The organism is Arthrobacter tecti (assembly GCF_054511355.1).
In genome coordinates, this window is record NZ_JBTNCT010000001.1 from 359,194 (window position 1) to 383,654 (window position 24,461).

Consider the following 24,461-nt stretch of genomic DNA (forward strand, 5'->3'; position numbering starts at 1 on the left):
GGCGCCGCCCTGCCTGTAGACGACGCAGGGCACGCCTTCCCTTCCGGGACGGCGCGCCCTGTAGCGGCTGCTGTGAGACTTAGAGGTCGGAAGCAGGCACTCCGACTCCAAGGATCATCGGCTCCTCCGCCGGGGGTGCTTTGGGTGCGTCCCTTTGCACCTTGGCCACGTACTGCGTGCCCGCTGCACTGTTGGACTCTCCTGCCCGGCGTTCGATCGTGGCGTCCGAGGCAGAGCCCTGAGCGCTGCTGGCCGAACGGTGGCGCCGGGCGCGGCGCCCGCGGGAACCGGGCTGTTCTTCCTGTGCCGGAGCAGCGGTCTGGTCCTCGCCACGGGGAGCCTCAGCTGATGTCTCCGGCCGAGCCACGGATTCGGCCGATGGGTACCGGTTGAAGGCTTCCGTGAGGCTTTCCAGCGTCAGTCGCGGCTCTTCCCTGGTGGAGCCAGGCGCCGATTCCGCCCGTGGGAGGCTTACCTTCTCACCGTTGATCGTGAGCACGGCGCTCGATGCCGCCGCCGGTTCGTTGTGCCCCTCATGCTCGTGCTCATGTTCGTGCGCGGCGTGAGTAGCAGCAGCAATGTTTGCCAGCGCGGCACGTGCGGCTTCTGCACGTGCCTGGCGTTCGCCGTCGTCGGCCTTTGGCTCGGCAGGCTGCGGCTGCTCCTCCTGCGGCTGGTTCCTGACGCGGTTCCGCTTCCGTTCGCTGCGGGACATCTTTTCCTGGCGCAGGTGCTGCTGGTGATTCTCCGAAGACACAGCGTGACGGCGGTGTTCCACCGGCTCATCGTGCGTGACAACGCCGCGGCCGGCGCAGTGCTCACAGTTCTCACCGAAGACCTCGAGGAGACCGGTGCCCATCCGCTTACGCGTCATCTGTACGAGCCCGAGCGAGGTAACCTCGGCTACCTGATGCTTGGTGCGGTCCCTGCCGAGGCACTCGACCAGTCGCCGCAGCACCAGATCGCGGTTCGCTTCGAGGACCATATCGATGAAGTCGATGACGATGATGCCGCCGATGTCCCGGAGACGAAGCTGCCGGACAACCTCTTCGGCTGCCTCGAGGTTGTTCTTGGTGACAGTCTCTTCGAGGTTGCCGCCGCTGCCGGTGAACTTGCCGGTGTTCACATCCACAACGGTCATAGCCTCTGTCCGGTCGATGACCAGCGATCCGCCCGAGGGCAGGAACACCTTGCGCTCCAGTGCCTTATGGATCTGCTCATCGATCCGGCGTGCGGCGAAGATGTCCTCGTTCTGGGTCCACTTCTCAAGTCGGCCAACCAGATCCGGAGCCACGTACATGACGTATGCCTCGATGGTGTCCCATGCTTCCTCGCCGGAAACAATGAGTTTCGAGAAGTCCTCGTTGAAGACATCGCGGACAACCTTGATTGTCAGGTCCGGTTCCCCATAGAGCAGCTCCGGGGCAAGCGTCTTGGTTGACGATGCCTTACCCTCGATCGTCTCCCACTGGGACCTGAGCCGGTTGATGTCGTGGGTGAGTTCCTCTTCGCTGGCCCCTTCGGCGGCGGTGCGCACAATGACTCCGGCGTTCTCCGGGAGCCGGTCCTTCAGGATCCGCTTGAGGCGATTGCGCTCGACATCCGGGAGTTTCCGCGAGATACCCGTCATTGAACCGCCCGGTACATACACCAGGTACCGGCCCGGCAATGAGATCTGGCTGGTCAGCCGGGCACCCTTATGTCCGACGGGATCCTTGGTGACCTGAACGAGCACCGAGTCCCCCGACTTCAGCGCAAGCTCGATCCGCCGTGGCTGTCCGTCCAGGCCTGCAGCGTCCCAGTTGACCTCGCCTGCGTACAGCACTGCGTTGCGCCCGCGTCCGATGTCGATGAACGCCGCCTCCATGCTGGGCAGCACGTTCTGGACTTTGCCGAGGTACACGTTGCCGATCAGGGAGTCCTGCTGCGTCTTGGACACGAAGTGTTCGGCGAGCACGCCGTCCTCCATGACGGCAATCTGGATCCTGTCGTCGCGCTGGCGCACCACCATCTGCCGGTCGACCGACTCTCGGCGGGCGAGGAACTCCGCCTCGGTGATGACATGGCGGCGCCGGCCCGAATCCCGTGATTCACGGCGGCGCTGCTTCTTGGCTTCCAGGCGCGTTGAACCTTTGACGCTGGTGACGCGGTCCGACGGCGCGTCAGAGTTCTGCCGCGGCGCCCTGACCCGGGTCACGGTGTTGGGCGGATCGTCATCCTGGCCGCCGGTGAGCTCAAGATCTTCCTCGCCGCGCCGCCTGCGACGACGACGGCGGGACGTCACCGCCTCGGGAGAGTCAGCGGATTCATCCGGACCCTGCGATGACGACTCGGAATCTCCCGCGACTCCATCCCCGGCACGGTTCCGGCTCCGGCGGTTCCGGCGTCGGCCGCGTCCGCTCTCGTCGTCGCCCTCGTCGTCGGTAACCGTCTCAGCGCCGGGCGCGTCCTTGGCAGTGTTTCGGGGCACGACCGTATTGAGGTCCGGCGCGTGAAAAAGCAGCGAACCCAGTGAGTCCGGCACCGCGAACGGGTCCAGTCCGGCATCCGGTACGGGTTCAACGGACTCGGACGCCGCCTCCTCCGCAGGGGCTTCCTCCGCGGCCGGGGGGTCGGCGGTCGGACCTGCCGGCGTTGAAGTTTCGGCCGCCGGGGCCACGTCTTCGGCTGCCTTCTTGCTCCTTGAGCGCGTTGTACGTGCACGGCGGGGCGTCCTGGCTGGCGCCTCTTCTTCGGTTGGTGCCTGCCCGGGCGTCTGCTCAGGCACCGGTGTCTGCCCATTCGCCGCACCGGCTGCGGACGATCCGGCGTCGGTTGCAGCCTCGCTGGACCCCGCATCCACGGACACGGCGCCCTCGCCCTGAGCGGACTCCGCATCCCCTGCTGCGGGCGCCCCCGCCTTGGTTCCCGCACGGCGCCGGCGGACAGGTGCCTTCGGTTCATTTTGGGGCGTTTCCGGCATACCCGCCGTCTCAGGCGGTTGGACTGCCGATTTCCCGGGGTCCTCCTCCGCGCTGGAACCCGATCCGGCCTTGGCCGTTCGGCGCGCGCGTGCCGGCTTCCGTTTCGCCGTTTCCGGCACCGTCCCGGCGCTCTCCAGCCCGGCAGAGGCGTCCATATCGGTGTGCTCGGAGGCAGGAACACCGGTGTCAGGAATTTCCGTCGCGGGAGCGTCAGCGGCCGGGAAATTAACGGAATCCGTCCCGATGGACGGCTGCCCTGAAGGTGCGGCCGGGAGTGAAATTTCGGTCTGGGCGTCGGCTTTCCTGCTGCGGGTGGTACGCCGCCGCGGGGAGGAAGCTGCGGCTTTGCCCTGCTCCGGCAAGGTACCCGCTGCGGCTTCCGGCTGAGGTTCCGCTTCGGCTTCCGGCTTGGTCTGCGATGCCGACGTATTCGCTGCAGCGGAGTCATCCGCTTTCTTGCGTCGGGTTCGCGCCAGCTTGCGCTCGACGGTTGCCTGCTCGTTGCCTACCTCGGTTGCCTCTGAGGTATCTGATGCGTTTGTATCCATATTCGGCTGTGCTCCACCCTCGCGGGGCACCGTCCACATTCCGGCGCCCGCAAGGCGCTTGGTCGGCTGTACGCGGTCCGTGTGCTCGCGTTACCGGAAGTCCTTATAGTGTCATTCGAGGTCGCGCCAACCATGGGGCGCGGCATCACTCGAAGACCAGTGGCGCTTTTCCTGCCCGATCGCTGAAATCAGTACGGGGTCTGCCCGGCGGATTCTGCGGCGTTCACCAATACAAGTGCCAAAATCCGCAGGAGCGTCGCCGGCAGAACCGGAAGCTGTGTCACTGGACCGATTCGGGAATGTGGTTCCCGAACCAGCCACGTTCATTGTCTCACACGCCCGTCAATCTCCCCGCCCGGCGCGCACTAAGCTGGGCTGATGAGCGGAGAGTCTTTCCTGGGTCTGGAAGTGAAGGGGTACACCTTCAAGTGCCTGGTATGCCAGAACCCCGAATTTACCCAGCGGGACATCCTGCTGAACACAGCCGGCCTGACCGCTTTTGACATGGACTGGGCGAACAAGTCCTCGGACGGCGCAATCTGCACAGACTGCGGATACATTCATGAGTTCGCCTACGGCAGCAACTACCGCTGGGTCCGCTGGAAGCGCTAGCTGTACCGGGTCAGAGTTTGGGCAGCTGACCTGTTGCGGTAGGTACCTGCCCCGGGAGCGGCCGCGCCACCGGGACCTTGGTTCCGAGCACCTGTTCCACGATGTCCTGCGCCACCTTGCGCGCCGTCAGCCCAACCCGTTCCATTACTTCGCTTCGCGACCCGTGGTCGAGGAACTCCACCGGCAACCCCACTTCATTGAGTGCGGTATCAACGCCCGCGGAGCGCATTTCCTGCCGGATCCGGGAGCCCACTCCGCCGGCACGCACGCCGTCCTCGATGACGACGACGATCCGGTGTTCAGCCGCCATCCGGATGACCGAGCGCGCAACCGGAAGAACCCAGCGCGGATCGATGACAGTTGAACTGATCCCCTGGGCGCCGAGCCGGTTGGAAACATCCAGGGCCATTTCGCCCATGGCACCGACGCTGACTACCAGGACATCGTTCTGCCGCGACCCTGCCGGACGCCTGCAGAGGACATCGACGCCGTCAGCGAGCCGTTCGACGGCTTCCACTTCCGGACCGACGTTCCCTTTGGAGTAGCGGACTACGGAAGGAGCGGCGTCGATCGCCACGGCCTCGCGCAACTCCTCACGCAGGCGGGTTGCATCCCGCGGCGCAGCAAGATGCAGCCCCGGCACGATCTGCAGCATGGAGAGATCCCACATGCCGTGGTGGCTGGCGCCATCGGGCCCTGTCACCCCGGACCGGTCCAGGACAATGGTCACACCCGCCCGATGAAGCGCGATGTCCATCAGCAGCTGGTCGAAGGCGCGGTTCAGGAAGGTGGCGTACAGGGCCACAACGGGATGCAGCCCGCCGAATGCCATACCTGCAGCGCTGGTAAGCGCATGCTGCTCGGCGATGCCGACGTCGAACACCCGGTCGGGGTGCTTGGCAGCGAACCGGTGCAGCCCAACCGGAATGAGCATAGCTCCGGTGATGCCCACGATGTCTTCGCGCTCATCTGCAATGTCCGCGATCTCTTCGGCGAACACGGAAGTCCAGGACTGCACTCCGCCGGCTTCAACCGGCTCGCCCGTCTCCGGATCAATGATGCCCACCGCGTGGAACTGGTCGGCCTCGTGGGCACGCGCGGGCGCGTAGCCGTGGCCCTTCTCCGTCATAGCGTGGACGATCACCGGACCGCCGTAGTTCTTCGCCTGCGTCAGCGCATGCTCGACGGCGGTGAGGTCATGGCCGTTGATGGGTCCGATGTACTTCATGCCAAGGTCCTCAAAGAGACCCTGGGGAGCCCACCAGTCCTTGATGCCCTTCTTCGTCGCATGCAGGCTCTTATAGGTGAACTGCCCCACCGGTCCGCCGTCCTGCAGCCTCCGCTTCAGCCAGTCGAGTGTCCGCTCATAGACGCGGTGGGTTCGCACCGTGTCCAATGTGGGCCGCAGCGACGCCAGATAGTCGGCAACACCGCCGATGGTCGGCGCGTAGGAGCGGCCATTGTCATTCACGACAATCACCACGCGGCGCCTCTTGTCCGCGGCGATGTTATTGATGGCCTCCCAGGCCATTCCGCCCGTCAGCGCGCCGTCTCCGATGACGACGACGGCCGTGCGGTCCGGCTCGCCCATAAGGACCCTCGCGCGGGAAATACCGTCCGCCCAGGAAAGCGAGGACGAGGCATGCGAGCTTTCGACGACGTCGTGCACTGATTCCGCCCGGGAGGGGTAGCCGGAAAGTCCGCCCGTCTGGCGCAGCGAAGCGAAGTCCTGACGGCCGGTTACGAGCTTGTGGACGTACGACTGGTGGCCGGTATCGAAGACGATGCTGTCGCGCGGTGAGTCGAATACGCGGTGAATCCCGAGGGTCAGCTCCACAACGCCTAGGTTCGGACCCAGATGCCCGCCGGTCCGGGAGACATTGCTGATCAGGAAGGCGCGGATCTCGGCGGCAACCCGGGAGAGCTGCTGCCCCGACAACCGGCTCAGGTCCTGTGGGCCGTGGATGGTCTCCAGGAGTCCCATCGCGCCTCCTTCTGGTACTTCTTGATTCGAGCCACCGGCGTAAGGGTGTTACGGCCGGTTGCATGGTCACTGGCTGTTAACTCTAACGCGGCGGGTCATCAGTGCGTGCCGGTTCATCCTGTTCCAGGACGGCGGAACAAGAAAGCACGCCGCGCCCCATGAGAGGGACGCGGCGTGCTAATGACGACGCTCAGGCGGTCAGGAAGCCGCCGTCAACTGACGCAGAACGTAGTGCAGGATACCGCCGTTGCGGTAGTAATCTGCCTCACCGGGCGTGTCGATGCGGAGCACCGCGTCGAAGGTGACTAACTCGCCGCCTTCCTCGGGCGTGGCCGTGATCTTCACCGTTGACGGCGTGTTGCCGTTATTCAGTTCAGTGACGCCCTCGATTGAGAAGGTTTCGGTGCCTGTCAGCCCCAGCGTTGCTGCGCTTTCACCCGCAGGGTACTGCAGCGGCAGGACTCCCATTCCGATCAGGTTGGAGCGGTGGATACGCTCGTAGCTTTCCGCGATGACCGCCTTGACTCCAAGCAGCGCGGTTCCCTTCGCGGCCCAGTCACGTGACGAACCGGATCCGTACTCCTTGCCTGCCAGTACAACCAGCGGAGTGCCGGCAGCCTGGTAGTTCATGGCGGCGTCGTAAATGTAGGTCTGCGGGCCGCCCGTCTGGGTGAAGTCGCGGGTAAAGCCGCCTTCCACGCCGTCGAGCAGCATGTTGCGCAGACGGATGTTCGCGAACGTACCGCGGATCATCACCTCATGGTTACCACGACGTGAGCCATAGGAGTTGAAATCCTTTCGGGCGACGCCATGCTCCAGCAGGTAGCGTCCGGCCGGGCTGTCCGACTTGAAGGAACCAGCGGGGCTGATGTGGTCGGTGGTCACCGAATCGCCGAGCTTGGCTAGCACGCGGGCACCGTCGATGTCCGCCACCGGCTCCGGCTGCGTCTGCATGCCCTCGAAGTACGGCGGCTTCCGCACGTAGGTGGAGTCCTCACTCCAGGCAAAGGTATTGCCCTCAGGCGTATCGAGAGCCTTCCAGCGATCGTCGCCGTCGAAGACACCCTCGTAGCCCTTGGAGAACATCGCCTCATCAATTGAGGAGTCGATGACCTGCTGGACCTCTGAAGGGCTCGGCCAGATATCCCGCAGGAATACATCGGCGCCGGACTCGTCCTGGCCCAGTGGATCATTCTCGAAGTCGAAGTCCATGGTTCCGGCGAGAGCGTAAGCAATCACGAGCGGCGGCGACGCAAGGTAGTTCATCTTCACGTCCGGGTTGATCCGGCCTTCGAAGTTGCGGTTTCCGGACAGCACGGCAGCCACGGAGAGGTCATTGCCCTGGATCGCGTTGGAGATCTCCTCCTCGAGCGGCCCGGAGTTGCCGATGCAGGTGGCGCAACCGTAGCCGACGATGAAGAAGCCGAGCTTCTCCAGGTACGGTGTCAACCCCGACTTGTCGTAGTAATCGGTCACGACCTTGGAACCGGGGGCTACCGAGGTCTTTACCCACGGCTTGGACGCCAGCCCCTTATCCACCGCGTTTCGGGCAAGGATCGCGGCGGCAAGCATCACGGACGGGTTCGAAGTGTTGGTGCAGGAGGTGATCGACGCGATCGTGACCGCACCATGATCCAGGACGAACTCGCGGCCATCCGGCATCTTCACCTCGACGGGACGCGACGGGCGGCCGTCAGCCGATGCCGCGGCGGACGCCTTGAGTGACGAGGTCATGGCTGGGACGTCGGAGGCCGGGAAGGACTCCTCAAGTGCTTCATCCAGTGCAGCCTCGTCGGCGTTGCTGACGTAGTTGTGGATGTCCTTGCGGAAGTGTTCCTTGGCGTCCGTCAGTTCGATGCGGTCCTGTGGGCGCTTCGGGCCGGCGATGGAGGGAACCACCGTGGACAGGTCGAGTTCGAGATATTCGGAGAAGCGGACTTCCTTGGACGGGTCGTGCCAGAGGCCCTGTTCCTTGGCGTAAGCCTCAACAAGTGCGACGTTCTCATCCGAGCGACCGGTCAGGCGCAGGTACTCGAGGGTTACTTCGTCGATGGGGAACATGGCGGCGGTGGAGCCGAACTCGGGGCTCATGTTGCCGATGGTCGCGCGGTTCGCCAGCGGCACCGCTGCAACACCATCGCCGTAGAACTCTACGAACTTGCCCACGACACCATGCTTGCGCAGCTGTTCGGTGATGGTCAGAACCACGTCTGTTGCGGTTGCGCCGGCGGGGATCTCACCGGTGAGCTTGAAGCCGACAACGCGCGGGATCAGCATGGACACGGGCTGGCCAAGCATCGCTGCCTCGGCCTCGATGCCGCCGACGCCCCAGCCGAGAACGCCGAGACCGTTGACCATGGTGGTGTGGGAGTCGGTGCCCACGCAGGTGTCAGGGTAAGCGCGCAACGTACCCTCGACCTCACGGGTCATGACGGTCCGGGCAAGGTATTCGATGTTGACCTGGTGCACAATGCCGGTGCCCGGGGGAACCACCTTGAAGTCATCGAAGGCCGTCTGGCCCCAGCGCAGGAACTGGTAGCGTTCGCCGTTGCGCTCGTATTCGATCTCCATGTTGCGCTCGATCGCATCGGAGTTACCGAAGACGTCAATCTGCACCGAGTGGTCGATCACCATTTCGGCGGGCGCGAGGGGGTTGACCCGTGAGGGGTCTCCGCCGAGTTCCTTCACGGCCTCCCGCATTGTCGCAAGGTCCACGATGCACGGCACACCCGTGAAGTCCTGCATGATCACCCGGGCGGGCGTGAACTGGATTTCGGTGCTGGGCTGCGCATCAGCGTCCCAGCCGGCGAGGGCGCGCACGTGGTCGGCGGTGATGTTCGCGCCGTCCTCGGTGCGCAGCAGGTTCTCAAGCAACACTTTGAGGCTGTAGGGAAGGCTCATGGCACCTTCAACCGCATTCAACCGGAAAATCTCGTATTCGGCCCCGGCGACATCTAGTACGCCTTTGGAACCGAAGCTGTCCACACTACTCATGTCAGGACTCCTCTCGCCGTCTTCTATCCTTGTTCCGGCGGGCGCCACCTGCTAGTTAGGAAGACCTAAGACAGGAGCCGGCAGCGGCACAGGTATCGGCTCAGAGCCGAAGGCTGCGCGTAGACCACGCGGAACAACCAGATTCATCCTATCCGTTACCGGCCTACGGGTGCCGCTGTGTGCGGGCGCAGCACCGCGACTGACTCCATATGGTGTGTGTGCGGGTAAAGGTCGAAGACCCTCAGCGTGTCCAGGCTCCAACCCGCGTCGGCGAAGTAGCTGACGTCGCGTGCAAACGACGCCGGGTCACAGGACACGTAGAGAACAGACTTCGCCCCCGTCCCGGTGATGGCCCGGATGACTTCCCTGCCAGCGCCGGCCCTGGGCGGATCGAGGACGACGGCGTCGAGGTGCGGGCGACGTTCCCGCAGCACCTTCTCTACCTTGCCCTGCACGATGTCCACGTGGGCGCGGCCATGGAGATTGCGCCGGGCGTCCTTGCTCGCAGCAGGAGAGCCCTCCACGGACAGCACCATCCCCGACTCCCCTACCCGGTCCGCCAGCGCCGCCGTGAACAGCCCCGCTCCGGCGTACAGATCGGCCACCCGTTGCCCGGGCTCCGGCTGGAGTCCGTCCAGGACTGCGTCGGTAAGGGCTTGCGGGGCGCTGCGGTGGATCTGCCAGAAACCTTCCCCGGTCACCCGGAAACGGTTCTCCCCGACGATCTCCTGGACCCAGGTGCGGCCCTGCAAGCGCTGGAGGGATCCACTTTCCGGATTCCAGGCGGCCACGGAGGCTCCCGGGATGGCCTCGGCGAGCGACCGCACGGTACGGCTCAATGTGTCCCCGAAGACGGTCAGCAGCACAAGTGGCTCCCCCTCACCCGAGCCTGCCGCCACCTCAACAGCGTCGACGCCGGTGAAATCGACGTTCCACAGTCCAAGCACGTTGATGGCGGGGACGGCCAGGGGCATATCGGCAACCGGCACCAACTCCGTGGAGCGATGTCCGTGCATCGCCAGGTGGCCGGAAGAATCCACGGCGAATCCTACCCGGGTGCGCCATCTCAGACCGTCCGGGGACTCATCCGGCACCGCTTCCACGGATACGCTCCGCTCCACCTTGCTGAGCCTGGCCAACTGCTCCTCGAAGATACCTGCCTTCACCCTTCGCTGCACCGCGAGGTCCATGTGCCCGAACTCCGCACCGCCCACCGGGCGGGTTCCCCGCATTCCCGCCAACACCGCATCGGCCAGCGGCCAGGGGTGGTTCACCCGGTCATCGGAGGGGCGCACAATGTCCGTGGCGTCCGCGCGCCAGAAGCGGGCGTCGTCGTCGTACTCGGTCAGGCGCACCTTCACCACTTCCCCCGGCAGCGCATGCCGGACGAAGATGACCCGGCCCTCATGGCGGGCAACGCAGTGTCCGCCGTGGGCAGGTGGGCCGATTGTCAGTTCGAGTTCTGGAGTTTGAGTCACCTGAGGTCCTGGAATTTGCGGGCGGCGTCAGAGGACGCGAGTTGCCATGGGACGCTGGCCACCATGACACCGGGTTCGAAATGGAGCCTGGTCTTGATGCGTAGCGCCGTCTGGTTGTGGACGAGCTGTTCCCACCACTTCCCCACAACGTACTCGGGAATGTAGACCACAATAAGGTCACGCGGGGAGTCGCGGCGCATGGATTTGATGTAGTCCATGATCGGCTGGATGGTGTCCCGGTAGGGCGAGGCGAGAACAGTGATGGGAACCGGAACCTCAAGCCTGTCCCAGTCTTCCAGGGTGCGGCGGGTCTCCTCCGGATCCACGTCGACCACTATCGCGTCCAGCTTCGAAGGGCGTGATGCCCGGGCGAAGGCCAGTGCGCGCAGCACCGGCTTGCGCACGTGCGACACAAGGATGACCGCGTGCACTCTCGAAGGAAGGGCACGCACGGCCGAGGGGTCCTCGATGGCCAGCTCCCGGGCTACCTGGTCATAGTGGGCCTTGATGCTGAGCATGATCGCGAAGAGCACCACCATCGCCAGCACCGCTATCCACGCGCCGAACTCGAACTTGGTGACCAGCACCACTGCGAGTACGGCCGCGGTCAGGACAAACCCGATGGAGTTGATGGCCCGTGACTTGTTCATCTGCCAGCGCCGCTTCTTGTCAGCGGTGCTCCGGAGCTCGCGGGTCCAGTGTTTGATCAGTGCAAGCTGGGTGGCGGTGAAGGATACGAAGACGCCCACGATGTAGAGCTGCACCAGCTGGGTGACATCGGCACGGAACACGAGGATCAGCAGGACCGCACCTGCCCCAAGCGCCATGATCCCGTTGCTGAACGTCAGTCGGTCTCCGCGGGTACTGAGCTGGCGCGGAAGGTAGCCGTCTTTCGCCAGGATGGAGGCGAGGACCGGGAAGCCGTTGAACGCCGCATGGCCGGCCAGGAGGAGAATGAGGGCCGTAGCGAAGACGACAATGACGAAGGGCAGTGTCCCGTCGTCGAACACGGTTCGCGCCAGCTGGCTGATGACCGGGTTCTGGACGTAGGAATCGGGCACCGGCCGGCCGTCCAGCAGCAGCTGGTCAGCCGGATTCTGGACCACGTGGACCCTGGTCGCATTCGCCAGGTAGATGATGCCTGCGGTCAGCACGCTCGCCACAACACCCAGGATCAGCAGCGTACTCGCGGCGTTCCTGGCCCGCGGCGGCTTGAAGCTCGGCACATTAGCGCTCGGCGCCTCCACGCCGGTGAGCGCTGCCGCCCCGGCGGAGAACGCGCGCAGGATGAGCAGGGCACCGGCAAGGCCCACGAGCCCGGAATCGAAAGCGGAATCCGGGATGATCTCGAAGCGTGCGCTGGGTGCCTCCTCCAGCGTGCCGGTCAGCCGCTGGATGATACCCGTGACGCACAGGGCAGCAATGGCCGCCATGAAGATGTACGTGGGCACTGCCAGGACGCGTGCGTCGCGCGTGAAGCCACGCAGGTTGACCAAGACCAGGACGACGACGGCGCCGACCGCCAGGGTGGCCTGCCTACCCGCGAGCGCCGGCGCGAGTGAAATCAGGTAGTGCGCGGCGGCGGAGACCGAGACCGCGACAGTGAGGACGTAGTCAACCATGAGCGCCGCCGCCACGGTCACGCCGGCTCCGTTGCCGAGGTTGCGACGGGCGATCTCGTAGTCACCGCCGCCTGACGGGTAGGCATGGACAGATTGACGGTAGGACGCAATGACCACCAGCAGCACCACGATCACGGCCAGGCCCACCCAGGGCGAGACAGCGACGGCGGCTACGCCGGCCAGTGCGAGGGTGAGCAGGATCTCATCGGGCGAGTACGCCGTCGAGGAGAGCGCGTTCGCCGAGAACAGCGGCATGGCGATCTTCTTCGGCAGGGTCTCGTGCCGCAGCCGGTCGTTGCGGAACGGCTTGCCCACCAGCACCCGCTTGGCGGCCTCGAAGAATGTCAGCACAGCCCACAGACTAGCGCGTTAGGCTTGGTGGAGTATTCAGTGCCGGCGGGAACAGCGTGCAACCGAAGTTCTGCCGGGCAGCTCTCAAGGACAACCAGGGGTGGCGCAGTGGCGCATTTCGTAATCATGGGCTGCGGCCGGGTGGGCGTCAGCCTGGCGCACACACTGGATGAGTCAGGCCACAGCGTGGCCATCATTGACCAGGATGAACGCGCCTTCCGCCGCCTGCGGGGTTCGTTCGGCGGACGCAAGGTGACCGGCGTCGGCTTTGACCGCGACACGCTGAAGAACGCCGAGATTGAGAACGCCTATGCTTTCGCAGCGGTGTCCAGCGGCGACAACTCGAACATCCTCGCAACACGCGTCGCCCGGGAGATCTTTCATGTCCCGCATGTCGTCGCACGGATCTATGATCCCGGCAGGGCCGAAATCTACCAGCGGCTCGGCATCCCCACCGTCGCCGCCGTGCGGTGGAGCGCCGACCAGGTGCTTCGGCGCATCCTGCCGGAGCAGAGCATCAACGGCGACTTCCGGGAATCCTCAGGAAGGCTCATTCTGGGTGAACTGGCCCTGCACGACGGTTGGCTCGGCAGGTCCATCAAGGATATCGAGGCGGTTTCCGGGGTCCGGGTTGCCTACATCACCCGCTTCGGCGAGGGGATGCTTCCGGTCAGGGGCACCAACTACCAGGAAGGCGACGTTGTGCACGCCATGATGGAAACGGCGGCGACGGACGAGGTCGCGCGGATCCTGTCCAAGAAGCCGCAGGAGGAGTCGGAATGAAAGTTGTCATTGCGGGAGCAGGCAGCGTTGGTTCGTCCATTGCGCGGGAGTTGCTTTCGAACAAGCACGACATCCTCCTGATCGACCAGAAGCCCGAGGTCATTGGGCGAAGCGGGCTCAAGGGAGCCCGCTGGCTTATCGGGGACGCCTGCGAGCTGACCACGCTGAAGGACGCCAAACTGGAAGAGGCCGACGTCGTCGTTTCGGCCACCGGGGACGACAAGGTGAACCTGGTGGTGTCCCTGCTGGCCAAGAGCGAGTTTGGGGTGGGGCGCACCGTCGGCCGGGTCAATAACCCGAAGAACGACTGGATGTTCGACGACTCCTGGGGAGTGGACGTAGCGGTCAACACACCGCGGCTGATGACCGCACTTGTGGAGGAAGCGGTGGAGATCGGCGACCTCGTCCGTTTGCTGACGCTTCAGACCGGAGTTTCGGCGATCGTCGAATTCACGGTCCCGCAGGACTCGCTCCTGATCGGGCGGACACTGGGGTCCATCGACCTGCCCATGGACTGCACGGTGGTGGCGATCCTGCGCGACGACGCACCCATCACTCCCAGCCAGGATGACGTGGTGGAAGCCGGAGACGAACTGTTCTTCGTCGCTGCGATCGCTGCAGAGGATGCTCTGCGCGACGCCCTCTCTCCGACGGAACCGGAGGAACCGGACACCCCGGACCAGGAACCAGTCGACGACGGCGCCTGAAGCCTAGGCGGGCGGGTCCTGTTCCTTCTGGGCTGCCGGCCGCGATACCAGCCAGGCGAACCACAGCCCGAGTGCGTAGAGCGGGACACCCATTGCCACCCTCGTGGCTCCCAGGGCAGCGATATTGTCCGCCAGGTAAAGCGGCACCTGGACGATCAACCGCAGGGCTAGCACCGCGACGATCAGCCAGGTAGCGAGAACGTAGGCCCGAACCCGTGATGCGTTCTTCCGCCACTCAGTGCCCTCGCCCCGGATGAATCCGAACAGCAGTCCGGCGAGGGGCCACCTGATGGCGATTGAAATGACCATTCCAACTATGTAGGCCGCATTGGTGATGAAGCCCGGCAGGAAGAAGTCCTCCGCGTTGCCGGTCCGGTTGGCCACGAAGGCGCAGATCGCCACGCCAACCAGGCCCGAGAGCGCCTGGGTGAGGGGCGTCCTTGAGAACAGCCGCACAACGGTGAACACGGCCGCCACCGCGAGAGCGACAATCAGGGATAACGATAAGTCGCGGCTGACCGTGAAGACGATGGTGAACAACAGGCCGGGAAGGATGCTCTCTGCGAGGCCGCGTACGCCGCCGATGGACTGCAGGACATCAATTCGTCCGCTGGCATCCTGGCGGACGCCTGCCTTCGCGGCGTACTGGTTGGCGAAGGCACCCATGCCTGACCCGGCTCCGGCTGCATCCGCTGCCGGACCCTCGTTGTCCGCGGGGTGCGTCCGGTCTTTCGCGGCGTCGTTCACAGTGTCTCCTCCAGACGGCCGATGATTTCGTACCGCGGGTTGTAGATGGTGGGCACCCCGTCGACGATGCTGAGCATCCCCTCGAATGCCAGTTCAACGCCGGGATCTATTCCGGGAATCTTCCGCTGTCCCGTCCAGACCAGCCGGACACCGGTGCCGGAGTAACGCGTCGTAGCAGCCTGTGGTTCCCCGGTGACCGGGCCGGGACTGTGCGCGGCATCCGAGATGAAAGCGGAGAAGCGCGGTGCGGCGCTCCGGGGAAGGATGGTCACGCGGTCAACAAAACCCCGGCCGGTAGTGCGCCCGCGGCGGTCTCCCGCGATGTGACCAGCCGGGAGGTCCCCGTGCCCGGCCGGATCAGCCAATGTGGGTAATCTCGGGGCCCCTGCGGAGGGGGTTGTCGAGGGAGTCCTTCGCGTCCTGCGGTTGTTTGGGTTGCGCTCCCGCGTCCTTCGGCAATCTCAGTGGAAGAAGCTCACGCGGCGGCAGGGGATGATCCCCGCGCACGACGACGACGCTTCTGAACAGCTGCTCCATGGGCTCTGCCGCGGCCTTGTCCACGGCGGCAGCACCGCCGAAGACTCCGCGCAGGAACCATCGCGGTCCGTCGACGCCGACGAACCGGGCTACCCGGAAGCCGGACCGGCCGTCCGGGGTCTGGGCTGGAAGCTTCGCCACCAGTTCAGTGCCGAACTCACCGTCGCGTTCTTCGATGGTTCCACCCTGCGAACCGACCGATCCGCCGATCTGGCCGCGGATCTCTTCCCACAGACCAACAGATCGCGGCGCGGCGAACGCCTGCAGTTGAAGGTTCGAACCGTTCATGTCGAGGGTGACCGCGATGACCCGCTTGGTGCGTTCCTCCACCTCGAGGCGCAACTGCAGGTTCTCTGCCGCTCCGATCCGCAAAGCACCCAGATCGATATACCCGGTGTCGGTGTCCTTTTCCGACACGTCGAACGGCCCTGCAGCCGCGCGGTCGGCTTCAACCGGGCTTTCTGCGACAACATCGGTGTCTTCGCCGACCTCCGCGGTCTCCGAAACGGATTCCTGCGCGGATTCCTCAACTGCTTCGTTTGGACTTGTTTTCTTTCGGCGCCCGAATACCATGACCGGGTTCCTCCTTCATGTCGTCGGCGGCTGTTGCCCGCCTGTCGATTCCTTTGCTGTTGCGCCTAAGCCGGCGCGAATCCCCCGGTCGAGCCGAACCCACCGGCACCGCGAACCGACTCAGGCAGTTCGTCCACGGCAACGAAATGCGCATACTCAACCTTCTGGATCACCAACTGCGCGATCCGGTCCCCCCTACGGAAGGCCAGTGCGTGCGAGGTATCGGTGTTGAGCAGCGTGACAGCAATTTCTCCCCGGTATCCAGCGTCCACGGTTCCCGGTGCGTTGACAACAGTAATCCCGTGCTTGGCGGCCAGGCCCGAGCGCGGGTGCACGAACGCGGCGTACCCTGCCGGCAGGGCAATGGCCACTCCCGTGGGGATAAGTGCGCGCTCCCCCGGGCCGAGCTCAAAGTCGATGCGGCTGCGGAGGTCGGCCCCTGCGTCGTCGTGGTGAGCGTAGGCGGGAGGCTCAAGGCCGTCGTCGAGCATCTTGATGTGCACGGACAGTGCCTCCGCGGTCTCCAGCACGTCTATCTCCTGCATGTTATTCCTGCACGGTGGATGGATCTCGATGATTCTCCAGGGCCCCGTTTACGGTTAGCCGGCGCCTACCGCGCCGCTGCCCTGATGCTTCCCTTACTGTATCGCTTCCCTACCGGCTGCGGACGCGCAGTAGAACCCCGGCCAGGACTGGAGGTACGACGCGGCCGGGATGAAAAGCCGCCCGAAAGGTGCTTAGCTAACAACCATGTCTACAGGATCCCCCGCCGGTACCGTTATCTACGAAGAGAAGCTGTGGCCGGCCCCGTGGATCTGGGTGGTGGTGGCCGGCGCTGCCGTTGCGTCTGTGTTCACCTTTATCCCCATCAGCGTCGAAGCTGGAATCATCGCAGCGATCGTCGTTGCAGCGATCCTCACTACCCTGCTGGTCCTCTCCACACCCCGCATCTGCGTTACCGCCAGCGACCTCCAAATTGGACGGGCGCAGATTGAACGCAAATATGTTGGAGCTGTTGCTACCTTTTCTGGTGCAGAGGCAACAGCCCAGCGTGGGCCGCAACTGCATGGCAAGGCATACCTGTGCATCCGGGGCTGGATTTCTCCTGTCGTCAGGATCGAAATCGAGGACGCCGAAGACCCCACGCCGTACTGGTTAACGTCAACGAGGCGGCCTGAGCAGCTGAAAGCCGCACTGACCGCCTCGTCGTGAGGAACACAATCCCTTAGCGGGATTCCTAGCCCTCGCAGTCTTTGCAGTAGGCGAGACCGTCCTTTTCCTTGGCTATCTGGGAGCGGTGACGCACCAGGAAGCAGGATGCACACGTGAATTCATCTGCCTGGGCGGGCAGGACCCGAACCAGAAGTTCCTCACCGGAGAGGTCGGCGCCGGGGAGTTCGAACCCTTCCGCGGCATCAGCCTCATCCTCATCGACAACCGCAGACTGCTTGTCCGTGCGACGCGACTTCAGCTCCTCAATGGAGTCTTCGCTGAGTTCGTCGTCGGTCTTGCGCGGCGCATCGTAATCAGTCGCCATAGTTAGTTGTTCACGCTCCGGTGGATAGTTATCAAGTCGTATTCGTTGGACAGGTCTTCCGTGGGCTTGGAGCCCACGGCGTCCTGTCCGTTTCACAACGTCGAGGGGGCAAGATTTGTGCCCGTACCGCAGAGATTGTTGCTGATCATCCCCCGAAAAGCCAATCGGACGGCCGGACAATCACTCAATCGCGCGATGTCCACGCGTTAACATCCGCTAAACCTACAGAACTTCCGCGCCACACCAAGGAAGAAGTAGGAACCAGACCTCATGAATGGCAGAGTTTCACCGAAAGCAAAGAAACGTCGGCTGGAGGGTTTTGATGCAGGAGCTACGGCTGGTGGGAGTGGATGAGGACGGGGGTCATCTGCTGTTGAGCGGCGAAGGTGGTGCCGCCTTCCGTCTGCCCGTCAACGAGGCGCTGCGGATGGCGAGCACCAGGCCGTCCACACGTCCGGTGCGCCATGAGGTTTCCGACGGCGTGCAGAAGCGTCCAACGCTCACCCCCAGGGATATCCAGGCGAGAATACGGTCCGGCGCCACGGCACAGGAGATCGTGGATGAGACCGGGGTGGACCTGGAGCATGTCCGTCGGTATGAGGGTCCGGTGCGCGCTGAACGGGACTACATGGCGCAACTGGCCCGGCGCGTCGAGGTTGCCTCGCCCGTGCCGTCCCACGATGGCTACCGCTCAGCGTTCGGAGACAACCCGGCGCAACTGGAAGATATGGTCCGTTTCCGCCTCCAGGCATTCGGTGTGGATCCGGACGCCGTCGAGTGGGACGCCTGGCGCAAGCCGGACGGACTGTGGACAGTAGTTGTCCGCTTCGGCCTGCCAAGCGGTTCCACCGCTTCCGTTGGCGAGGAACCGCCCGCTCAGTGGACGTTCAATCCCTCGCGACGTGCAGTGCTTAACGCGAACCGGTGGGCGCAGGTGCTCAGTGAACTCGAGCCGCTCGACGGTCCGCTGCCATCACGCCGGCTCAGTGCGGTCGCGGACAAGGTCTTCGACTTCGAGACCGACACGGGGAAAGAAGAGCCGGACGCCCAATCCGGCGATGAGTCCGACGAACTGCTGGATGTACTGCGGTCCCGTCGCGGGCAGCGGCTCGGTGCCGATGAAGACGGCGATGACGCTCTCGCACTCATGCTCGCGAAGGGACACATTCCCGCCGCTCACCCTCGCCCGGACCACACAGAATCCGATACCGGCCATCAGGACGCGGAGCCGCGTCCCTTCCCGGGCCTGAGCCTGGCGCCGTCGATCTTCGATGACGAAGACATCCAGGACACGTACGACGACGGCACGCCACGCCTCTTCGAGGGCGTGAGCACCCACACGAGGGAAATCAGTATGCTCGCTGGTCCGTCCAGCCGGATTGACGACGACGCCTCCCCCGCGCCGGACCATCCGCGGGACCAGGACAAGCACGGCACTGAAAGCACCCCTGAGACAGCTGGCAGCTCCGGGGCGAAAGCCGCTGAAAGCAGTGCAGACCGGAAGATCCGTCCGCGGCGCTCAAGTGTGCCGAGCTGGGACGAGATTGTTTTCGGCACCAAGGGAGACTGATTCGGCGCTCAAACATGCTGCTCTCAGTAAGCCGGCAAGAACCCGTCAGAGCAGTGCTGCGGCAGGATCGAACGGTAGAGGAGTATCACTGCCGGCAAGGGTGCGCGCCGTACGTGCCGTGACTCTGCGCATATGGTGCCGGCGGCACAGGGTCTCGTAACCGACCACCGGCTCGCCCGATGCGTCCAGCGCATCCAGACCCCCGCCGGTGAGCTTCTCCTGTCGGGGATCATCCTCGGAGGCCGTTGCGCCAACGTCCCCGACAACCATCTGCTCGCCTTCAATGACCATGATGCCGTCCACCGTGCGCGCATTGTGTGTGGCGCGGCGGCCGCACCAGCACAGCGCTTCGACCTGGAGAACCTGCGTGCGGTCGGCCAGTTCGATGAGCCGTTGCGAGCCGGGGAACAGTTGGGTCCGGAAATCGGACGTGATGCCGAAGGCGAACACGTCAATGTCCATGTCATCCACAATCCGGGCGAGCTGCTCGATCTGCTCCGGCACGTAGAACTGCGCCTCGTCGCAAATGAGGTAGTCCACCCGCGTGCCCTGCGTGCGCCGTGCAACTATCTCGTCCCAGAAATTGGTGTCGGCACGCACTTCGATCGCGGGAGTCTGTAGGCCCAGGCGGCTCGAAATTACCGAATCTCCAGCGCGGTCATGCGAGCTGAAAAGCAGACCTCCCCGACCACGGGCACTGTGATTATGGTCCATCTGCAGCGCGAGGGTGGATTTGCCGCAGTCCATGGTTCCGGAGAAGAAAACCAGCTCGGCCACAGGTCAGCGCCCCACGATGCGCGAGGGGGCGGGACCGGGCTTCTTAAGTGTCAGGAGCGGCACTTCCCGTTCCGCCCGGGTGATCGATCCATGCTGGCCTACCACCTCGAGCGCCGAGGCGGGTACCCGGCGGGTGTCGTAGAAAGCTACGGGTTCCCGTGCAGCGACAAGAACGTCACCGATCCTTGCTTCCACTCCTGGCCCCACGCTGCCGAACAGTCCTGCGCTGATCGCTTCGGCGCGGGTGAGAACCCAGGCCCGGGAACCATGTGCTTCCCGCCACGACTGCAACAGGCTCTCCCTTCCGGACCGCGTCAGATCGGGATCGGTGTAGAGATGCACCATGCGGGGTTCACCGGCCGTGTGGGCGACGCCATCGGTCAGGCGCCGCTCGGCCGAGTAGTCAATACGGGAACGGCGCTCGACATCCACCATGCCGTGGTCGGCCGTGAGGAGAAACAGGGTGTGCGGTGGGAGCTTCGCGGCGAGACTACGCATGCTGCGGTCCAGGTCCTCCAGCCGCTCGCCCCACTCAGGCGAGGCAGAACCCGAGCGGTGTCCGGTCTTGTCCAGGTCATTGAGGTAGAGGTAGACCAGTGCCTGTTCGCTGGCTGCAAGGGCCGAGCATACGGCTTCCACGCGGGCCTGCGGCGTACTGCCGGCGACGTAGGTGCTCCCGCGAAGGGCCGCGCGCGTCAGCCCCGAATTGTCGAACCGCGGCAGCCCGACGCTGGTGACCGGCACGTCTGCAGCGATGCGTTCGAAGACTGTGCTGTGCGGCTGCCAGCGGGCGGGTTCAACATTCGCATCCCAGCCGCCGAGCATGTTGACTACCTTTCCCTGCGCCGGATCAAGTACGTCATAACCCACCAGGCCGTGCTGCCCGGGCGGCAGGCCGGTGCCCAGGGAGGCGAGGGCGGCCGCCGTCGTGCTGGGAAAGACCGAACCGATCTTCCGCGCAGAGTCGAGGAAGCCGCGCAGGAAGGGGGCATGCCCCGACCGCTGTCTCAGGAGGGCCGCGCCGAGGCCGTCGACGAGTACAACGCAGACCCGCCGGGCAACGGGCAGATCCAGTGCGTTGACGAAGCCCGGCAGGCCCAGTGCGGCAGCGGAGCTGGTGAATACTTCACCGATGGTTCCGCGGCCGTACGCGGGTTTTGCCGGGAGGGGTTCCCGGTGAAGGATAGCGCCTGTCACGTGTGGCTTTACCGCCCGTGGTGCGCTCGGCTGAAGCGCGTTGCCAGGCCCGGCTGACGGCGGCCGGGCTGCGGCTGATTAACGACGCCGGCCACCGATGGGTTGGCCGTGCTCACTGTGCGCAGCGCACGCGCGAAGGACTTGGCATTCTGGACTGCCTGCAGGCCGTCAGCCTCCGCGCTGACGCGGAGGACGATGTCTTCCTGGGCAATGGTTCCGGTATAGCCGTGGTCGGCGTCGCACTGCGGGTCCCCACAGCTTGCCGGTCCCATGTCCAGCCGCTGGCCGCCGGACCAGGCGATCCCCAAAGTGAGTTCGCGTGCTGGATCCGAGGGCTTGTAATCCTGCGGTTGCGCATAGAGGTAGCTGAGCACCACCGAGCGGATCTGGCTTACCGGTACCGATTCGGTGGATACCTGCGCTGAGACCAGCTCGCCGGCGTCGTCAAGCTGCTGGTCATCGACGTGGGTGACCACAAGCATGTCCTCGGTGAGGACGAGCACTGTGATGTGCCTGCGCACCTCTGTGCGTTCGAAGTGAGTCTCGAGGTGGACCACATGCGAGAGGGGCTCACGCCCGTCCAGTGCGTCATGAACGACGTCGGCCACGAGCCTCGGGTAGAAGCCCGCACGTTCGAGGGAGGCATCCAGGTCGCGGCGCTCAGCCGACAGCGATGGAGTCATGGTTCCAGTGTGACCTATCGCAGCGGCGCCCGCATAACCGGGAAGAACTCTTGGGGAGGGTCAGTCCCGCAGTGCGCGGCGGGCGCTGTCGGTGCGCTGCTGCGGGTTGCCGACGCTGAGTTCCGCACTCAGGACGGCCAGGCCAGCGGCGGAGACCAGGACCGGATTGAATGACAGCAGGGCGATCTCGGGATGCCGTTCCTTGAGTTGCGCCACCCGCAGGAGCAGGTCTTCCAGTGCGGGAACATTGACCGGCGGCAAACCCTGATAGCCGAACAGCCGTCGGCCGGCACGCGGCGTCCTCACCAGTTCCGCAGCGTCCAGGGTGGTCATCGGCGGGATGGCGTGAGCCCAGTCGTCGAGCAGGTTCACCGCGTCACCGGCCATGCCGAAGGAGATGACCGGGCCCAGGAGCGGGTCCTCGATCGCCCGGATTACGCATGCCTGCCCTGGGGGTGCCATTTTCTGGACTTCGAGCCCCGGATTGCCGAAGGGGGCAAGTTCCCGGCGCATGCTTTCGATCGCTGTCCGCAGTTCCTCGGCGCCTGCAAGGTTGAGCCGTACGCCCCCGAAGTCCAGGCGGTGCCGCAGGTGCTCGTCGACGGTCTTCAGCGCGACCGGCCAGCCGAGGTCTTCGGCCGCCTCAACCGCTTCGACATCCGTTTCGAAGGGCACCGATGGCACCAGCCCGATACCGTAGCTTGCCAGCAGCCGCCCGGTCTCCCCGCCGTCCAGCCGTGCTAGCCCGACGTCGCTGACCCGCTCGAGGGCGCCGGTCAAATGTGCGGCGGCGTCGTCCTGGGCGATATCTGCAAGCTCCGCGAACTGTCCGTGATCCCCTTCCCGCCACAGGCTGTAACGCGCAACCGCGCCAAGCGCAGCCAGCGCCGCCCCCGGGCTCCCGAAACACGGTACGCCGATGCCGGCGTCGTCCAGCGCGCCGAGACCCTCCACCTGTTCCGCCGCGTCCAGCGCACCGGTGAAGCAGGCAACGACCGGCTTGCCGGCGTCGCCGCCGCACGCCCGTAGGACCGGCAGAATGGCGGCCGGGGTAAGTCCGACGGCCGGCAGGAGAGTCACGACGGCGGAGTGCACGGCTGCGTCGCCGAGGGCCGCCTGCAGTGCAGCCTCGAATGCGGGAAGGGCTATGGATTGCCCGGTCTCCAGATCGAGTGCGGCGTTCAGGTGGACAACATCGAGGCCCTGTGCCCCCGCACCGTCCGCCACCACCTTCCCGAGAGCCAGTGAATTGCTTAATACTGCAACCCCCGGCCCAAGCGGAAGAGGTTGGCCGACCACGATCTGGGCGACGTCCATCAGTTGTTCTGTGGTTTCAACCCGGATGACGCCGGACTGCCGCAACATGGCGTCCAGCGCTCCGCCCGGCGCCTGGGTGGTGCGCACGGCGTGCCCGGGCGGGAGCTGCAGTCCCATCACCTCCGATTTCGCGACAAGCACGGGCTTCATCCTGGACAGCCTGCGCGCAATGCGGGAGAACTTTCGCGGGTTACCGATCGATTCGAGGTAGAGCGCCACAGCGCGGGTCCGGGGATCGTCCTCCCAGTACTGCATGGCGTCGTTTCCGGAGACATCGGCGCGGTTACCCGCTGAGAGCGCTGATGAGAGACCAAGGTTCCTGCGCATCGCGGCCGCGTGGAGCATCACCCCGATCGCGGCAGACTGGCTGAAGAGGCCGAGTCCCCCCGCGCTGGGCAGCAGCGGCGCCATGGAGGCGTTCAGCCGGACGTCAGGATCCGTGTTGACTATTCCGAGGGACGCCGGTCCGATAACACGCATGCCGTATGACCGCGCGCTGTGCACGAGGGCACGTTGGCGTGCGAGTCCGTCGCCGTCGTCGACAAATCCCGCGGTGGCGACCAGCAGCCCCTTCACCCCTGCCTTGCCGCACTCTTCCACCACGGCCGCGACGTGGTCGTAGGGAACGGCGACGACGGCGAGGTCCACCGGCCCGGGGACCTCCCCGATCGATCCGTAGGCAACCATCCCGTTCAGCTCGAAGGCTTCGGGATTCACTGCCGCCACCGTGCCGGTGAAGCCGCCGTCGATGATGTGTTCCAGGAGGGAATATCCGACGGTCCCCCAGCTGCGGCTCGCGCCGATTACGGCAACCGACGACGGCGTCAAGAGGGTTTCCATGCTTCGCGCCTCAGCGCGGTGCTCGCGTGCCTCCATGACGGCCCGTGAGCGTTCCGTGGGGTCGATGTTGAAGGTCAGTTCCACGACGCCGTCGTCAAAATGCCTGTCCACCTCGTAGCCCGCCTCCGCGAAAACGGTGATCATCTTCCGGTTCTCCGGCAGCACCTCCGCCGTGAAACGGCTGATGCCGTTCTCGCGTGCGGCGGCGGCAAGGTGTTCCAGCAGGATGGAGCCAAGGCCCCTGCCCTGGTGTGCGTCCGACACGTTGAACGCGACTTCCGCCAGGGCGGGATCGTCGAGGCGGTCGTAGCGGCCGATACCGATGATGTCAGCGCCGCGCGTGACCACGAAGGCCACGCGGCTCACATGGTCCACCTCGGTGAAACGCTTGAGTTCCTTTGCGCTCAATGAGGATTTGTAGGTGAAGAACCGCAGGTAGATCGAGTTCTGCGACTGCCGCTGATGGAACGCCTGGACGGCGTCCGCATCGTGTGGCGAAATAGGGCGCAGGTGACCCGTTGAGCCGTCCCGCAACACGACGTCCGCCTCCCAATATTGCGGGTAAAGACGCTCAGCCACCATAGACTCACAGTAGTGGCCGGGCACGCCCGGGCAACAGCACCTGCTTTCGACACCGGTGT

At 64.9% G+C, this 24,461-nt stretch carries 19 protein-coding genes; 5 read left to right on the forward strand and 14 right to left on the reverse strand.

Translation table 11 applies throughout. The features are described from left to right. Positions 1 to 79: 79 nt before the first annotated feature. On the reverse strand, positions 80 to 3,118 hold the full coding sequence (locus ACX80C_RS01690; RefSeq protein ID WP_459324625.1) for an Rne/Rng family ribonuclease: 3,039 nt from the start codon (positions 3,116 to 3,118) through the stop codon (positions 80 to 82). A gap of 771 nt (positions 3,119 to 3,889) precedes the next feature. Here ACX80C_RS01690 and ACX80C_RS01695 point away from each other — a divergent pair. Continuing rightward, complete coding sequence (locus ACX80C_RS01695; protein ID WP_167992534.1) at positions 3,890 to 4,123, forward strand: hypothetical protein; 234 nt, start codon at positions 3,890 to 3,892, stop codon at positions 4,121 to 4,123. A 10-nt stretch (positions 4,124 to 4,133) separates the two neighbouring features. Here ACX80C_RS01695 and dxs read toward each other — a convergent pair whose 3' ends face one another. The 4 genes from dxs to ACX80C_RS01715 all read right to left on the reverse strand — a co-directional run bounded on the left by dxs (position 4,134) and on the right by ACX80C_RS01715 (position 12,552). Next, on the reverse strand, positions 4,134 to 6,107 hold the full coding sequence (dxs, locus tag ACX80C_RS01700) for a 1-deoxy-D-xylulose-5-phosphate synthase (RefSeq protein WP_459324486.1): 1,974 nt from the start codon (positions 6,105 to 6,107) through the stop codon (positions 4,134 to 4,136). A gap of 198 nt (positions 6,108 to 6,305) precedes the next feature. After that, the gene (gene acnA / locus ACX80C_RS01705) at positions 6,306 to 9,101 is read right to left on the reverse strand and encodes an aconitate hydratase AcnA (RefSeq protein ID WP_459324487.1); all 2,796 of its coding nucleotides are present in this window, start codon (positions 9,099 to 9,101) and stop codon (positions 6,306 to 6,308) included. Between the two features lie 155 nt (positions 9,102 to 9,256). Beyond that, a complete protein-coding gene (locus ACX80C_RS01710) occupies positions 9,257 to 10,579 on the reverse strand; it encodes a class I SAM-dependent RNA methyltransferase (protein ID WP_459324488.1) in 1,323 nt (440 codons plus the stop codon). Continuing rightward, positions 10,576 to 12,552: an APC family permease gene (locus ACX80C_RS01715; protein ID WP_459324489.1), complete on the reverse strand. Its 1,977-nt coding sequence runs from the start codon at positions 12,550 to 12,552 to the stop codon at positions 10,576 to 10,578. Before ACX80C_RS01715 ends, ACX80C_RS01710 begins: the two co-directional genes overlap by 4 nt. Positions 12,553 to 12,660: 108 nt before the next feature. Between ACX80C_RS01715 and ACX80C_RS01720 the strand changes: the two genes are divergently transcribed. Further along, on the forward strand, positions 12,661 to 13,335 hold the full coding sequence (locus tag ACX80C_RS01720; RefSeq protein WP_459324490.1) for a potassium channel family protein: 675 nt from the start codon (positions 12,661 to 12,663) through the stop codon (positions 13,333 to 13,335). Further along, positions 13,332 to 14,042, forward strand: coding sequence for a potassium channel family protein (locus ACX80C_RS01725; RefSeq protein ID WP_459324491.1), 711 nt, complete (start codon positions 13,332 to 13,334; stop codon positions 14,040 to 14,042). The genes ACX80C_RS01720 and ACX80C_RS01725 overlap by 4 nt, the downstream gene beginning before the upstream one ends. Before the next feature lie 3 nt (positions 14,043 to 14,045). Here ACX80C_RS01725 and ACX80C_RS01730 read toward each other — a convergent pair whose 3' ends face one another. From ACX80C_RS01730 to dut, 4 genes are all read right to left on the reverse strand, one after another. Beyond that, a complete protein-coding gene (locus ACX80C_RS01730) occupies positions 14,046 to 14,708 on the reverse strand; it encodes a DUF3159 domain-containing protein (protein ID WP_459324626.1) in 663 nt (220 codons plus the stop codon). Between the two features lie 77 nt (positions 14,709 to 14,785). After that, positions 14,786 to 15,154, reverse strand: coding sequence for a hypothetical protein (locus ACX80C_RS01735; RefSeq protein WP_459324492.1), 369 nt, complete (start codon positions 15,152 to 15,154; stop codon positions 14,786 to 14,788). Continuing rightward, positions 15,147 to 15,899 (reverse strand): DUF3710 domain-containing protein, encoded by a 753-nt coding sequence (locus ACX80C_RS01740; RefSeq protein ID WP_459324493.1) that lies wholly within the window; start codon positions 15,897 to 15,899, stop codon positions 15,147 to 15,149. The genes ACX80C_RS01735 and ACX80C_RS01740 overlap by 8 nt, the downstream gene beginning before the upstream one ends. Before the next feature lie 65 nt (positions 15,900 to 15,964). Further along, the gene (dut, locus tag ACX80C_RS01745) at positions 15,965 to 16,444 is read right to left on the reverse strand and encodes a dUTP diphosphatase (RefSeq protein WP_459324494.1); all 480 of its coding nucleotides are present in this window, start codon (positions 16,442 to 16,444) and stop codon (positions 15,965 to 15,967) included. A gap of 205 nt (positions 16,445 to 16,649) precedes the next feature. Here dut and ACX80C_RS01750 point away from each other — a divergent pair, with 205 nt between their 5' ends. After that, entirely contained in the window at positions 16,650 to 17,111 is a 462-nt protein-coding gene (locus ACX80C_RS01750) for a DUF3093 domain-containing protein (protein WP_459324495.1), read from the forward strand. Positions 17,112 to 17,136: 25 nt separating this feature from the next. Here ACX80C_RS01750 and ACX80C_RS01755 read toward each other — a convergent pair whose 3' ends face one another. After that, positions 17,137 to 17,436, reverse strand: coding sequence for a DUF4193 domain-containing protein (locus tag ACX80C_RS01755; protein ID WP_167992509.1), 300 nt, complete (start codon positions 17,434 to 17,436; stop codon positions 17,137 to 17,139). A gap of 322 nt (positions 17,437 to 17,758) precedes the next feature. On the opposite strand from ACX80C_RS01755, the gene sepH reads away from it, so the two are divergent. Beyond that, positions 17,759 to 19,006: a septation protein SepH gene (gene sepH, locus ACX80C_RS01760; RefSeq protein ID WP_459324496.1), complete on the forward strand. Its 1,248-nt coding sequence runs from the start codon at positions 17,759 to 17,761 to the stop codon at positions 19,004 to 19,006. Positions 19,007 to 19,051: 45 nt separating this feature from the next. Here sepH and ACX80C_RS01765 read toward each other — a convergent pair whose 3' ends face one another. The 4 genes from ACX80C_RS01765 to ACX80C_RS01780 are packed head-to-tail and all read right to left on the reverse strand — an operon-like array spanning position 19,052 to position 24,402. Continuing rightward, positions 19,052 to 19,783: a thymidine kinase gene (locus ACX80C_RS01765; protein WP_459324497.1), complete on the reverse strand. Its 732-nt coding sequence runs from the start codon at positions 19,781 to 19,783 to the stop codon at positions 19,052 to 19,054. Between the two features lie 3 nt (positions 19,784 to 19,786). Next, the gene (locus tag ACX80C_RS01770; RefSeq protein ID WP_459324498.1) at positions 19,787 to 20,980 is read right to left on the reverse strand and encodes an alkaline phosphatase family protein; all 1,194 of its coding nucleotides are present in this window, start codon (positions 20,978 to 20,980) and stop codon (positions 19,787 to 19,789) included. Between the two features lie 8 nt (positions 20,981 to 20,988). Next, positions 20,989 to 21,663 carry a DUF5998 family protein gene (locus tag ACX80C_RS01775; RefSeq protein ID WP_459324499.1) on the reverse strand — a complete coding sequence of 225 codons (675 nt, stop codon included), beginning with the start codon at positions 21,661 to 21,663 and terminating at the stop codon, positions 20,989 to 20,991. A 60-nt stretch (positions 21,664 to 21,723) separates the two neighbouring features. Then, entirely contained in the window at positions 21,724 to 24,402 is a 2,679-nt protein-coding gene (locus ACX80C_RS01780; RefSeq protein WP_459324500.1) for a bifunctional acetate--CoA ligase family protein/GNAT family N-acetyltransferase, read from the reverse strand. Between the last annotated feature and the right edge of the window lie 59 nt (positions 24,403 to 24,461).